Source organism: Streptomyces sp. CA-146814, from assembly GCF_050942385.1.
Taxonomy (GTDB): Bacteria; Actinomycetota; Actinomycetes; order Streptomycetales; family Streptomycetaceae; genus Streptomyces.
In genome coordinates, this window is the sequence record NZ_CP192068.1 from 1,843,682 (window position 1) to 1,856,928 (window position 13,247).

General features: G+C 71.5%; 10 protein-coding genes. 5 read left to right on the top strand and 5 right to left on the bottom strand.

Annotation, left to right across the window (positions count from 1 at the left end; all coding sequences use genetic code 11):
* Window positions 1-17: 17 nt before the first annotated feature.
* The 4 genes from ACQP09_RS08200 to ACQP09_RS08215 form a co-directional block, all read right to left on the bottom strand.
* Entirely contained in the window at window positions 18-875 is an 858-nt protein-coding gene (locus ACQP09_RS08200; protein WP_433397158.1) for a MaoC/PaaZ C-terminal domain-containing protein, read from the bottom strand.
* 231 nt (window positions 876-1,106) lie between these two features.
* Window positions 1,107-2,594, bottom strand: coding sequence for a DHA2 family efflux MFS transporter permease subunit (locus tag ACQP09_RS08205; RefSeq protein ID WP_433397160.1), 1,488 nt, complete (start codon window positions 2,592-2,594; stop codon window positions 1,107-1,109).
* A gap of 186 nt (window positions 2,595-2,780) precedes the next feature.
* The gene (locus ACQP09_RS08210) at window positions 2,781-3,980 is read right to left on the bottom strand and encodes a lipid-transfer protein (RefSeq protein WP_433397162.1); all 1,200 of its coding nucleotides are present in this window, start codon (window positions 3,978-3,980) and stop codon (window positions 2,781-2,783) included.
* A gap of 27 nt (window positions 3,981-4,007) precedes the next feature.
* Window positions 4,008-6,293 carry an acyl-CoA dehydrogenase gene (locus ACQP09_RS08215; RefSeq protein WP_433397163.1) on the bottom strand — a complete coding sequence of 762 codons (2,286 nt, stop codon included), beginning with the start codon at window positions 6,291-6,293 and terminating at the stop codon, window positions 4,008-4,010.
* A 204-nt stretch (window positions 6,294-6,497) separates the two neighbouring features.
* Between ACQP09_RS08215 and ACQP09_RS08220 the strand changes: the two genes are divergently transcribed.
* The 5 genes from ACQP09_RS08220 to ACQP09_RS08240 all read left to right on the top strand — a co-directional run bounded on the left by ACQP09_RS08220 (window position 6,498) and on the right by ACQP09_RS08240 (window position 11,876).
* The gene (locus ACQP09_RS08220; RefSeq protein ID WP_433397165.1) at window positions 6,498-8,066 is read left to right on the top strand and encodes an MFS transporter; all 1,569 of its coding nucleotides are present in this window, start codon (window positions 6,498-6,500) and stop codon (window positions 8,064-8,066) included.
* On the top strand, window positions 8,050-8,742 hold the full coding sequence (locus ACQP09_RS08225; RefSeq protein WP_433397167.1) for a class I SAM-dependent methyltransferase: 693 nt from the start codon (window positions 8,050-8,052) through the stop codon (window positions 8,740-8,742). Before ACQP09_RS08220 ends, ACQP09_RS08225 begins: the two co-directional genes overlap by 17 nt.
* A 90-nt stretch (window positions 8,743-8,832) precedes the next feature.
* On the top strand, window positions 8,833-9,717 hold the full coding sequence (locus ACQP09_RS08230) for an N-acetylmuramoyl-L-alanine amidase (RefSeq protein WP_433397168.1): 885 nt from the start codon (window positions 8,833-8,835) through the stop codon (window positions 9,715-9,717).
* Window positions 9,718-9,950: 233 nt separating this feature from the next.
* On the top strand, window positions 9,951-10,748 hold the full coding sequence (locus tag ACQP09_RS08235) for a hypothetical protein (protein WP_433397170.1): 798 nt from the start codon (window positions 9,951-9,953) through the stop codon (window positions 10,746-10,748).
* A gap of 117 nt (window positions 10,749-10,865) precedes the next feature.
* Window positions 10,866-11,876, top strand: coding sequence for an LLM class F420-dependent oxidoreductase (locus ACQP09_RS08240; protein WP_433397172.1), 1,011 nt, complete (start codon window positions 10,866-10,868; stop codon window positions 11,874-11,876).
* A gap of 211 nt (window positions 11,877-12,087) precedes the next feature.
* On the opposite strand, the gene ACQP09_RS08245 is transcribed toward ACQP09_RS08240, so the two are convergent.
* Window positions 12,088-12,252: a hypothetical protein gene (locus ACQP09_RS08245; RefSeq protein ID WP_433397173.1), complete on the bottom strand. Its 165-nt coding sequence runs from the start codon at window positions 12,250-12,252 to the stop codon at window positions 12,088-12,090.
* Window positions 12,253-13,247 lie beyond the last annotated feature (995 nt).

Genomic DNA, 13,247 nt, shown 5'->3' on the forward strand with positions numbered 1-13,247 from the left:
GCTGGGTTCAGGAGTGGTCAGGAGTGTTCGACGAGCGTGTCCGCGAGGACCGGTGCGTCGTCGCGTTCGGCGGCGGTGACGGTCACCTGGGCCAGCCCGTCCTCCACCGACCACATCCGGATACGGAGGGTCTCGCCGGGAAAGACGATTCCGGCGAAGCGGGTGCGGTAGGCGGCGATACGGGACACGTCTCCGTCCAGCAGGGTGTCGGTGACGGCCTTGAGCACCATCCCGTACGTGCACAGCCCGTGCAGGATCGGCCGGTCGAAGCCGGCCAGCTTGGCGAAGGCGGGGTCCGCGTGGAGCGGGTTCCAGTCCCCGGAGAGCCGGTAGAGCAGCGCCTGGTCCTCGCGGATCGGGCGTTCGACGGTCCGGTCGGGTTCGCGGTCCGGTACGGCGAGGCGGTCGGACGGCCCGCGCTCTCCGCCGAAGCCGCCTTCTCCCCGTACGAAGATCTGCGCGTCGTTGGTCCAGAGCGGACCGTCCTCGTCGCTCGCCTCGGTGCGCAGCACGATGACGGCGGCCTTGCCCTTGTCGTACACCGCCGCCACCTTCGAGGTCTGGACGGCCCGGCCGGTGACGGGGATCGGCCGGTGGACCCGTACGGACTGGCCGCCGTGCAGGACGGCGGCGAGGTCCACGTCGATGCCGGGCGCGCCCATCCCGCCGAACGCGGCCGTTCCCGCGCCCGCGACGGTGGCGAAGCTCGGCAGCACCTGGAGCCGGGACTCCAGCGTGTAGCGCAGCTCGTCCGGGTCGGTGGCGGGCGTGCCGGCGCCGAGGCCCAGGTGGTAGAGCTGGACGTCCTTGTGGTTCCAGGCGATCTCGGCCCGGCGGGGGTCGGCGGCGAGGGCCGCTGAGGTGTCGATGGGCATGGCGAAGCCGCTCCTTGACGGTGAGGGACCGACGGTGGGAGACCTCGGTGCGGCCTGTCCGCACCGCCGACCGCACCGAGGCCGTGCGGGGACCGGCAGAGCGCGCCGTTCTAGAACGCGTTCTAGCCGATGGCCCATGTATAGCTCAGCGCAAGGAAGTTAGGAAGACTGCTGACGTCACGTCAGGTCGAGTCAGGTCAGATCGAGTGACGTCACGTCAGGTCGACTGATTCAGACCCGTTCCTGTGCCTGCACCTTCGCCGCCGCCGCTTCCTCCTCCCGTACGCGAGGCGTCCGGTGGTTCGGCAGCCACGCCAGCATCACGACCACGCCGACCAGCAGCACCGCGCACGCCGTACGGAACGCCGTGGCGTATCCGGCGGTGACCTCGGCCGGGTCGACGGAACCCGCCGTGCGGGCGGCCGCGACCGTGGAGAGCACCGCGAGGCCGAGCGCACCGCCCATGGTGCGCGAGGTGTTGACCAGGCCGGAGACGAGTCCGGCGTCCCCGGGGGCCGCGCCGGAGGTGGCGAGGGTGGCCAGCGGCGTGGAGGCGAGTCCGGCGCCGGCCATCATCAGGACGCCGGGGAACATGATCGCGGTGAGGTAGGAGCCGTCGACGCCCATGGTGGACTGCCAGCCGAAGCCCGCGGCGGTGGTCAGCACCCCGGCGACGGCGAGGCTCTTGGCTCCCGTACGGACCATGATCCGGGGCGCGATCTTGGAGCCGAGGATGACGGCGGCCGAGGTCGGCATCAGGGCGAGGCCGGCCTGCAACGGCGTGTAGCCCAGCACGTTCTGCGCGTAGACGGTCATGAAGTACCACATGGAGAAGGTCGCCGACCCCATGAGGAACATCGACACATTGGCCGAGGAGACGGCCCGTACGCCGAACACCCGCAGCGGGACCAGCGGAACCGCCGTCCGCGCCTCGACCAGGACGAACGCGGCGAGCAGCGCCACCCCGGACAGCAGCGGTACGAGGGTGGCGGCGGCCGTCCAGCCGACGGCCTCGGTCTGGACGATGCCGTACGCGACGGTGGCCAGGCCCGCGGTGACGAGGACGGCGCCCAGCAGGTCGATGCGGCGGCGGTCGCCCGCGCGGCCCTCGGTGATCCACAGGGCGGCGGCGACCAGGACGAGGGCGCCGACGGGCACGTTGATGAGGAGGACCCAGCGCCAGGAGAGGGCGTCGGTGAGGACCCCGCCGATGAGCCCGCCGGCCGCGCCGCCGCCCGCGCCGACCGCCATCCAGGTCGCTATCGCCTTGGTCCGGGCGGGGCCCTCGGGCACGGCGGCGGTGAGGATGGTGAGCGTGGCGGGGGCCAGGACGGCGGCCCCGAGGCCCTGCGCTCCCCGGGCCGCGAGGAGCTGCCAGCCCTCCTGGGCGAGGCCGCCCGCGAGGGAGGCGGCGGTGAAGACGCCGAGGCCGACGAGGAACATCCGCTTCCGGCCGTAGATGTCGGCGGCCCGCCCGCCCAGCAGCATGAACCCGGCGAACGCGATCGAGTAGGCGTTGACGACCCACTGGAGCGCGCCGTGGCTCAGCCCCAGGTCGGCGCGCATGGAGGGCAGTGCCACGTTGACCACGGACACGTCGAGGACGACGAGGAACTGCCCGGTGCAGGCGGCGAGCACGACGGCCCACGCGCCGGTGGGTATGCGGGAACGGGAGGTGCGGGTGGGCGCGGGGGCCGGGACGTCTGCCATGCCGGTCATGGTCGCAGGTAGTGGATGCCCCGTACATCGGGTATCGGTCGGAGATCGGGGATCCGGGACGTCCTAGGTCCGAAGTCCCGACCCGGCTGCCACTGAACCTCACCGCCGCAGCCCGGCCTGCGGCCTCCGGCGGCCTCACCGCAGCAGCCCTGGCCCCCGGCCCCCGTCGGCAAACACGCCGGGCCCTCACCGCCGCAGCAGCGTCACCACCGCCGCGCCGCCCAGCCCGATGTTGTGGGCCAGCCCGGTACGCGCCCCCGGGACCTGGCGCGCGCCCGCCTCGCCGCGCAGCTGCCAGGTCAGCTCGGCGACCTGCGCGATCCCGGTCGCACCCAGCGGATGCCCCTTGGAGATCAGCCCGCCCGACGGGTTCACCACCCACCGCCCGCCGTACGTCGTCGCCCCGGACTCCACGAGCTTGCCGGACTCGCCCTCGCCGCAGAGCCCGAGCGCCTCGTAGGTGAGCAGCTCGTTGATGGAGAAGCAGTCGTGCAGCTCGATCACGTCGAGGTCTCCGGGGCCGAGGCCGGAGGCCGCGTACACCTGCTCGGCGGCGGCCCGGGACATCGGAGCGCCGACCGCGTCGACGCAGGTGCCGGAGGCGAAGGAGGCGTCGGTGTCCGTGGTCATGGCCTGCGCGGCGATCTCCACGGCCCGCTCTGCCAGGCCGTGGCGCTCGGCGAACCGTTCGGAGACCACCACGGCGGCCGCCGCGCCGTCGGAGGTCGGTGAGCACTGGAGCTTGGTGAGGGGGTCGTGGACGGTACGGGCGGCGAGGACCTCCTCCACCGTGTACGGGTCCTGGAACTGGGCGTACGGGTTGTGCACCGAGTGCCGGTGGTTCTTGGCCCCGACGGCCGCGAGCTGCGCGGGCGTGGTCCCGTACCGCCGCATGTGCTCGCGGGCCGCGTTGCCGAAGATCTGCGCGGTGGGCGGGGACGCCGCGAAGCCGTGGGCGGCGGCCATGATCCCGTAGTGCCGGGCGACGGGCGAGGCGGCGAAGTCACTGCCGCTGGAGCCGCCTCCCGTGCCACCGCCCAGCGACCCGCGGGCCATCTTCTCGAAGCCGACGGCGAGGACGCAGTCGCTGGAGCCGCCTTCCACGAACTGCCGGGCCAGCATCAGGGCGGTGGAGCCGGTGGCGCAGTTGTTGTCGACGTTGTAGACGGGGATGCCGGTCAGTCCCAGCTCGTAGACGGCCCGCTGTCCGGCGGTGGAGGGCTGGAAGCAGTAGCCGACGGGGACCTGTTCGACCTGCTCGTACCGGACACCGGCGTCCTCCAGCGCGGCGGTGCCCGCCTCGCGGACCATGTCCCAGTACTGCCAGTCGCGGGTCTCGGGCTTCTCGAACTTCGTCATGCCGACGCCGGCGATGTAGGCCTTCATGTTCCGCTCCTCAGGTGGTGGCCGGGATCAGTCCCGGGGCAGGCCGAGCATCCGTTCCGCGACGACGTTGAGCTGGATCTGCGTGGTGCCGCCCGCGATGGTCAGACAGCGGGACATCAGGAAGCCGTGCAGGGCCCGTTCACCGGCCTCCGGTTCGTCCACCGCGCCTGCGGGGCCGAGGAGTTCGAGGGTCAGCTCGGCGACCTTCTGCTGGTGGACGGTCTGGACGAGCTTGCGCACCGAGGCTCCGGCGCCCGGTTCGCGGCCGGAGACCTGCTGGAGCGTGGTGCGCAGCCCGATGCAGGCGAGCGCGTGGGCCTCGGCGGCGAGCGCGCCGATCCGGGTACGGGTCACGTCATCGGTCTCCGCGGACCGGGCGATCAGCGCTTCGAGGCCGCTGTCGAAGGTCATCTGGTCGGCCATGTGGACGCGTTCGTTGCCGAGCGTGTTGCGGGCGACGCGCCAGCCGCCGCCGACCTCGCCGACCACGGCGTCGGCGGGGAGCAGCACATCGTCGAAGTAGACCTCGTTGAAGAGGGATTCTCCGGTGATCTCCTTCAGCGGGCGGATGTCGATGCCCCGGGCCTTCTTCATGTCGACCAGGAAGTAGGTGAGTCCCCGGTGCTTGGGCGCGTCCGGGTCGGTGCGGGCGAGCAGGATGCCGTGGTCGGCGGTGCGGGCGGCGCTCGTCCAGACCTTCTGCCCGGTGATCCGCCACCCTTCGGCGGTCCGTACGGCACGGGTGCGCAGAGCAGCCAGGTCGGATCCGGCGTCGGGCTCGGAGAAGAGCTGGCACCACTGGAGGTCGCCGCGCAGGGTGGCGGGCAGATAGCGGTCCCGCTGCGCCTCGGTCCCGTACGCGATGAGCGACGGCACGACCCAGGTGGCGATGGAGAGGTCGCTGAGCCGGATGGACTGCTCGCTCAACTCCTGCTGGATCGCGAGCTGTTGTACGGGGCCTGCGCCCAGTCCGTACGGGGCCGGCAGGTGCGGGGCCGCGTAGCCGGTGGCGGCGAGGGCTCGGCGGGCCTCGCGCGGGGCCAGGCCGCGGGCGGCGGTGAGGTGCGGGCGGGCCTCGGCGCGGTGGCGGGCGGCCTCGGGCGGGAGTTCCAGGGCGAGTTCGCGGCGGGCGCCGGCCTCGGCGAGGCGGGTGGCGCGCAGGTGGTGGGTGGCGGGAGTACCGAGGAGCTGGCGGGCGAGGGCGGCCCGGCGTAAGGAGAGGTGGGCGTCGTGCTCCCAGGTGAAGCCGATGCCGCCGAGGATCTGGATGGTGTCCTTGGCGCAGCTGTACGCGGCCTCCGGCGCGGTGGCGGCGGCGAGCGCGGCGGTGAGCGCACGCTCCTCGGCCCCGGTCTCCTCGTCGGCGGCGCGGGCCGCGTCCCAGGTGAGGGCGCGGGCCTGTTCGAGGCGGACGAGCATGTCGGCGCAGAGGTGCTTGACCGCCTGGAACGCGCCGATGGGACGCCCGAACTGCTCGCGTACGGTGGCGTGTTGGACGGCCATGTCGAGGCTCCGGGCGGCGGTGCCGCAGGCGTCGGCGGCGAGGAGGACGGCGGCCAGGTCGCGGACGAGCGCGGGGTCCCCTATCGGCAGAGCGCGGTGCTCCGGTACGAGAACGGCGTCGGCCCGCACCTCCGCCGTCGGCCGGGTCGGGTCGACGCTGCGGTGCGGGCGCACGGTGAGCCCGTCGGCCCCGGCGCCCACGAGGAACCAGCGCTCGCCGGTGGGCGTGGCGGCGGGCAGGAGCAGCAGATCGGCCGCCTCGGCGGAAAGGACGGGCGGCGCGGTGCCGTCGAGGCGGTGGCCGGTGGGGGCGGGGGTGGCGGTGAGGGTGCCGGGGGTGAGGGCGAGGGCGGCGGTACGGTCTCCGGCGGCGAGAGCCCGGAGCGCCCCCCGGAGCAGGTCCCGGAGCGGGCCCCGGGCCAGGCCCCCGGTCCCGGCTGCCCGGTCGAGCACCGCCCCCGTCAGCGCGGTCGCGAGGTACGGCCCCGGCAGCGCCCCGTAGGCCGCCTCCTCCAGGACCACGGCGAGGTCCAGGAGACCGCCGCCCCCTCCCCCGTACTCCTCGGGCAGATGGATCCCGGCCAGCCCCTGCCCGACGAACGCCTCCCAGTGCGCGGGGCGCACCCCGGAGGCAGCCGGGCCTCCCGTGTCAAGGAGCTTGCGCACCTCACCGGCCGGCACGGCCCGCGCCAGCCACCCGCGTACGGAGTGCGCCAGCGCGCGGTGCTCTTCGGTGATGCCGATACCCGTGCCGATCCCGATACCCGTGCCGATCCCGATACCCGTGCTGATACCCGTGCCGATGCGCATGCGGATCCTCGCCGGTCGCAGCCACTGGAACGGCGCAAGAGTAGAACACGTTTCACTTCGACGGAAGGCCCGGCGACGGAAGATCTGACGGCCAGTCAGAAGGCTGCGGGGCCCGAACCGGAATAGAGCCCGCCAGGGAAGCGTTCACCATGCACACACTTGGGGGGAGCCCGGGTGGTCAAGGCTGCCCGGGAGGCCCCACGGATGCGACGGACGAAACAGATACGGCACACAGCAGGCCTCCCCCGGCCGCCGAAAGCGCGCTCCGGTCCCATCGTTCCCGTCCTCGCCTTCGCCGGGATCACCGTCGCGGTCATGCAGACCCTGCTCGTCCCGGTCATCAAGGACCTGCCGGTCCTGCTGGACACCGACCCGGCCGATGCCACCTGGGTGATGACCGCGACCCTGCTGGCGGGCGCCGTCTCGACCCCGATCATGGGCCGGCTCGGCGACCTGTACGGCAAGCGCCGGATGCTGCTCGCCTCGCTCGCCGTGATGGTGATCGGCTCGCTGATCTGCGCCTCCACCGACGACCTGGTCGTGATGATCACCGGTCGTGCGCTCCAGGGCTTCGCCATGGGCGCGATCCCGCTCGGCATCGGGATCATGCGCGACGAGCTGCCGCGCGAGAAGCTCGGCTCGGCGATGGCGCTGATGAGCTCGTCGATCGGCGTCGGCGGCGGCCTCGCGCTTCCCGCCGCCGCGCTGGTGGCCCAGCACGCCGACTGGCACGTCCTCTTCCTCGGCTCGGCCGGGCTCGGCGTACTCGCGATGGCGCTGACGTACGCCTTCGTCCCGGAACCTCCACTCCGCGCCCCCGGCACCTTCGACTTCATCGGCGCCTTCGGCCTCTCGCTCGGCCTGGTCCTCCTGCTTCTGCCGACCACCAAGGGCGGCGACTGGGGCTGGGCGTCGGCCCCCACGCTCGGCCTGCTCGCCGCGTCCGTCACGGTTTTGGTGCTGTGGGGCCTGTTCGAGCTGCGGACGACGGCACCCCTGGTCGACCTGCGCACCACCGCCCGCCGTGAGGTGCTGCTCACCAATCTCGCCTCGATCATGGTCGGCGTCGCCTTCTACGCGGTCTCCCTGGTCCTGCCGCAACTGCTCCAGCTCCCCACGTCCACCGGCTACGGCCTCGGACAGTCCATGGTGGTCGCCGGGCTCTGCGTGGCCCCGCTGGGCGTGACGATGATGTTCGTCGCCCCGCTCTACGCCCGGATCTCGGCCCGCCGGGGCCCCAAAGCCACGCTGATGCTCGGGATGCTGATCATCGCGATCGGTTACGGGGCCGGGCTCGGGCTGCTCAGCGCCGCCTGGCAGACCGTGCTGATCGCGGTGGTGCTCGGCGCCGGGATCGGCCTCGCCTACTCCTCGCTGCCCGCTCTGATCATCGGCGCCGTCGACCCGTCGGAGACCGGCGCGGCCAACGGCCTCAACACCTTGATGCGGTCCATCGGTACGTCGGTGTCGAGCGCTGTCATCGGCATGGTGCTGGCCAACACGTCGGTGCGGATGGGGTCGGCGCAGGTGCCGTCCATGGAGGGGTTCCGGATCTCGTTCCTGATCGCGACGGGAGCGGTGCTGGTGGGCCTGGTGCTGGCGGCGTTCCTGCCGTCGCAGCGGCCGTCGGGACACCCGGTGCTGCTGGCGAGCAGCACGGACGCCGGGCCTGCTCCGGTCGCGGCTCCGGCCTCCACCGCTGTCGCCCCGGCCGGCCCCGCCCCCGCCGTGAGCGCCGGCCGGACCGTACGGCACGATGGAGCGCCGTCGTAAGCAGACCCGCCCCACCTGGAGGAACCCCGTGACCGCGCCCGCTCCCACTCCGGACGTGCTCGCCGCGTTCGAGGCCGCCAAGGGTTTCATGCCGGTCCACGAGGGGCTCGCCCTGTACTCGGCCGCCACCGAGGCCGGGGCGCTGGCGCTGCCGCTGCTGGAGGTGGGCACGTACTGCGGGCGCTCCACCCTCCTGCTGGCCGACGCGGCCCGGAGCGCCGGGGTCGGCGCGCTCACCGTGGACCACCACCGGGGCAGCGAGGAGCAGCAGCCGGGCTGGGAGTACCACGACCCGGGCGTGGTGGACCCGGAGATCGGGCTGATGGACACCCTCCCGACCTTCCGCCGCACCCTGCACCGGGCCGGTCTGGAGGAGCACGTGGTGGCGCTCGTCGGCCGGTCCCCGCAGGTCGCCGCGGTCTGGGCCGGGCCGCTCGGCCTGGTCTTCATCGACGGCGGGCACACCGACGAGCACGCGAACGCCGACTACGAGGGCTGGGCCCCGCACATCGCCGAGGGCGGGCTCCTGGTGATCCACGACGTGTTCCCGGACCCGGCCGACGGCGGCCAGGCCCCGTACCGGGTGTACCTGCGGGCGCTGGCCTCGGGAGCCTTCACCGAGGTCTCCGTGACGGACTCGCTGCGGGTGCTGCGGCGCACGGGCGCGGGGATCTGAGCGTACCCGGGCGCGTCACCCCCGTACCCGTGGCGGCGCGGGGATCCGAGGTTCCGCTGCCCTCCTGCCCGTACGGATAGCATCGCCCGCGTGCCGTACGACGACAGCGTTCCCCCCACCCGCCGCGCCCGCCCGCTCCTCGCGGCCTCCGCGCTGGCCGCGCTCTGCCTGACGACGATCACCGGATGCGGCGGCCCCCCGGACACGACGGACGGAGCGGGAGCGAAGGCCTCCGCGTCGCCCACCCCGGAGCCCTCCTCGCCCACTCCGAAGCCCTCCCCCACCACCCCGCTCCCCCAAGGCCCGCTGACCGGCAGGACCGTGGTGATCGACCCGGGCCACAACCCGCGTAACCGCGAGCACACCAAGGAGATCAACGAGCAGGTCGACATCGGCACCGGCCGCAAGGAGTGCGACACGACCGGTACGTCCACGGACGCCGGTTACGCGGAGGCCCGCTTCACCCTCGATGTGTCGTACCGGCTGCGGGAGTTGCTCCAGGCGCAGGGGGCGCGGGTCCTGCTGACGCACGACGACGACCGGCCGTTCGGGCCCTGCATCGACGAGCGGGCCCGGATCGGCAACGAGGCGAAGGCCGACGCGGTGGTCTCGGTGCACGCGGACGGCTCGGCGGTCGGCAACCGGGGCTTCCATGTGATCCTGCCCGCCGCGGTGAAGGGCGGCGGGGCGGACACCTCGACGATCGTGAAGAGTTCGGCCGATCTCGGAGCCCGTATCGCCGGCCATTTCGTCCGTACGACCGGAAGCGCGCCTTCCAATTACATCGGCGGCGGTACCGGACTGGACACCCGGGACGATCTCGGCGGACTCAATCTGTCGACCGTGCCCAAAGTCTTCGTGGAATGCGGCAATATGCGTGACCCGAAGGACGCGGCTCTGCTCACCGACGCGAGTTGGCGGCAGAAGGCGGCCCAGGGCATGGCGGACGGCATCGCCGCCCACCTGAAGGGGTAGGTCTGCCCGGCGGGGAAGGGATGGGTCTGCGGGGATATTGGGGGGATAACTGTTCAAGAACCGGGCACGGGCGCAACCCGCCCGGTCAGACGATAGATTCATCCGTACGATGGGGAGCCACCCCCGAGCTCCGTGCCGTGCCCGCCGCACAGGCGGCAGCGACGACCGCCCCGACGAGACGACCGACTAAGGACCTTCACGTGAATATCCGCTCCCTCACTCGAGGCGACGGCGTGGTGATCGGAGCAGCGGTCGTGCTGTTCATCGCCTCTTTCCTCGACTCCCTCAATTACTCAGGCATCACCAACCCGAACGCCTGGGACTCGCTCGGGCTCCTGATGAGCGTCTTCCTCGCCGGCATCATCGGCGCGGCGCTGGTGATCGTGGGCCGACTGGCGCCCCGCAAGGTCGTGGGGCTCGACCTCGGCCAGTTCGGGACCGCGTTCACCGTCTTCGCGCTGTGGACCGCCTTCTGGACGATCATCGACGTCAGCGACGCCGGTGCCGGCCTGATCCTCGGCCTGCTGGGGACGCTCGTGCTCGCCGCGGCCACGGTCGCCGGCCCACTGGTCCCCGCGCTCAAGGCCCCGCTCGTCGGCGCCCCGAAGCCGCAGCAGGCCGTGCAGCCGCCGTACGGTGGCCAGCCCGGCCAGGGTTACGGCTACCCAGGCGCCCAGCAGCAGCCCTACGGCGCACAGCAGAGCCAGGGCTACGGCTACCCGGGCGCGCAGACCGGTGGCCAGCAGGGTCAGCCGGGTCAGCCCGACCCGGCGCAGGCGCAGGCCGCGCAGGCCCAGCAGTCCGCACCGCAGGGCGGCGCGGCTCCGGCGGGCGACTTCACCCCGTTCTGGTTCGCCGTTCCGGTGGCCCGCCCGCTGTACGGCGAGGACGGCGCGCCGAACCCGATCGCCGAGCTGGCGCCGGGCACCTGGTACCTCGCGGTCGAGCAGCGCGGTCAGGGCCTCATCGCCCAGACGCAGGACGGCCGTCGCGGTGTGCTCCAGGACACGACGGGCATCCAGCGCGGCTGATCCCGTACGCGTGACGCCTGCGGCCCCTCGCCCTTCCGGGCGGGGGGCCGCTGCCGTACAGTCCGTCCCGCACCCTCCCCACCTGACGGATCGTCACTTACGGCTGGAGGCAACGGAATGCGGCTCGGACTGGCACTCGGATACTGGGGCCGCGGCCCGGACCCCGGCCATCTCGCCCTCGCTCAGGAGGCGGAGCGGCTCGGCTACGACTCGGTGTGGACGGCGGAGGCGTGGGGCTCGGACGCCTTCACCCCGCTGACCTGGATCGCCGCCCACACCTCACGGATCCGACTGGGTACGGGCATCGCACAGATGGCGGCCCGCACACCCACCGCGACAGCCATGCACGCGCTGACCCTGGACCACCTCTCCGGCGGCCGGCTGCTGCTCGGCCTCGGCCTGTCCGGGCCGCAGGTGGTGGAGGGCTGGTACGGCCGCCCGTTCCCGAGGAGCCCGCTCACCGCGACCCGCGAGTATGTCGAGGTGATCCGCCAGGTGCTGGCCCGCGAGGCCCCGGTGGAGGTGGCGGGGAGCTTCCACTCCCACCCGTACGCGGGCCCGGACGCCACCGGCCTGGGCAAACCGCTGAAGCCCATCACGCACCCGCTGCGGGCGTCCCTCCCGGTCCTGCTGGGCGCGGAGGGTCCGAAGAACATCGCGCAGACGGTGAGGATCGCGGACGGCTGGCTCCCGCTGTACTGGTCCCCGTACCGCACGGACGTGTACGAGGCCTCGCTCGCCGGTCTCCGCGAGGGCTTCATGATCGCGCCGATGGCCCGCGCGCACGTCTGCGACGACGTGGCGGAGGGGCTGCTGCCGGTGAAGGCGATGCTCGGCTTCTACATCGGCGGCATGGGCCACGCGGCCCGCAACTTCCACGCGGACCTGATGGCCCGCATGGGGTTCGAGGAGGAGGCCCGCCACATCCAGCACCTGTTCCTCCAGGGCCGCAAGGAGGAGGCCGTCCAGGCAGTGCCGGACACTTTCGCCGACGAGATCTCCCTCATCGGCCCGCGCGCCCGGATAGCGGAGAAACTGGCGGAATGGCGCAAGGGCCCGGTGACCGACCTCCTGCTCACCGCCCCGGACCCGCACACGCTACGGGTCCTGGCGGAGCTGAACAGCTAGGTCATTCCGCAGATCAGCCTGATAACCAGATCAAGACCCCCAGCACTCACGCTGCGGGACCGCCTGGCGAACCGAGAAAGCAGACCCGACATCGCCGCCGCTTCCATGGCTTGAGGCGACGGCCTGGGCACGGAATGGCCGAGCCACCGGTACGCCCTTTCAGCCCCGGAGCTAAGCCCCTCGTCGGCGATGCCGGGGCGGCGGGCGGCGGTCAGGTCTCGGAAGACCCAGGCAGCGCCAACACAGCCCACAGCAGGCGGTCGAAGGGAACAACGAAGATCTGGACGTTCACACCGAGGCGCTTACGCTTCCCGGGGAGGACGTCGGCGGCGATCCGGTCGATCGACAGGCGGGCGGTGGACACGATGATGAACACCTTGTCCGGAGCTCTCTCCTCACCTCAGTGAGAGTCCCGGCAATGGGCACGATGTCGATCGTCTCGCGTATGTAGCGGTACAAAGTCGCGATACCGAACCTGGTGGCGAGTTGAGCGTAGACCGTATCGCATCGCAGATGTGCCAGGAAAGGAGAGCCTGACGGTCCAGGGCTCACACGCCGCCACCGAGCTCCGGTCTTCCTCTTCCGGAAGGCGGGTTCCCCAGTCGCTCACCGCAAAGTGGGGCTGAGCAGGTCCATCTAAGTCCAGCGTGTGCCTCTCCGCCCCTGCGCCGCACGAGCCGGAGAATCAGGGATTGCGGCCAGTTGATCATATGAGTCACGCCTCGTTCGAGATCTTGTCCGGATGAGTCGCCGAACTTTGCACTATCCAAAGAGCTCAACTACTGGCCAGCAGCGGCGCTTTAGGGGATCATCCTTTGATGCACAACAGACAGGATGGCGGTACGAGCAAGATCGCTACCCTTGATCAAAACGGTCGAGCACGCACCCTGCGAGAGAAAGCGAATCAGTCGCTCCATGAAGTCCGCTGAAGATCGCTGGCTAGACACTTCCTCCGGAAGGCGAGTCAATTTGTCCCGCCCGTCTCCTGAATCGATCACGCTGGAGGATATCGCTGGCGCGCTGTCCCGCATCTGCCGATTCGGAGGTCACACGTCGGAGTTCTACTCGGTTGCCCAGCACTCTGTATTGGTTTCCAAGGTCGTGGCTGATATGGGTAGGCAGGATCTACGCCTATTGGCACTGCATCACGACTCCCACGAGGCCTATTTGGGGGACATGCCGACGCCACTGAAGAGACGACTGCGAGATGTGGGTCAGTACGCCGGATACTCCGATCTGACAGAAACCATGGACGTGGCAATCGGCCAGGCTCTAGGAGTCCCGATGCCACCATCGGATGAAAATAAGAGGATCCTCAAGGCGGCCGACAACGTAGCATTTCAGGCCGAAGCCAGAAGGCTGCTACCCGAG

Bases quoted from the DNA above. Each gene is read 5' to 3' on its own strand.
- ACQP09_RS08200 (WP_433397158.1), bottom strand. From the start codon at position 875: ATGCCCATCGACACCTCAGCGGCCCTCGCCGCCGACCCCCGCCGGGCC.
- ACQP09_RS08210 (WP_433397162.1), bottom strand. From the start codon at position 3,980: ATGAAGGCCTACATCGCCGGCGTCGGCATGACGAAGTTCGAGAAGCCC.
- ACQP09_RS08240 (WP_433397172.1), top strand. From the start codon at position 10,866: ATGCGGCTCGGACTGGCACTCGGATACTGGGGCCGCGGCCCGGACCCC.
- ACQP09_RS08205 (WP_433397160.1), bottom strand. From the start codon at position 2,594: ATGACCGGCATGGCAGACGTCCCGGCCCCCGCGCCCACCCGCACCTCC.
- ACQP09_RS08220 (WP_433397165.1), top strand. From the start codon at position 6,498: ATGCGACGGACGAAACAGATACGGCACACAGCAGGCCTCCCCCGGCCG.
- ACQP09_RS08215 (WP_433397163.1), bottom strand. From the start codon at position 6,293: ATGCGCATCGGCACGGGTATCAGCACGGGTATCGGGATCGGCACGGGT.
- ACQP09_RS08225 (WP_433397167.1), top strand. From the start codon at position 8,050: ATGGAGCGCCGTCGTAAGCAGACCCGCCCCACCTGGAGGAACCCCGTG.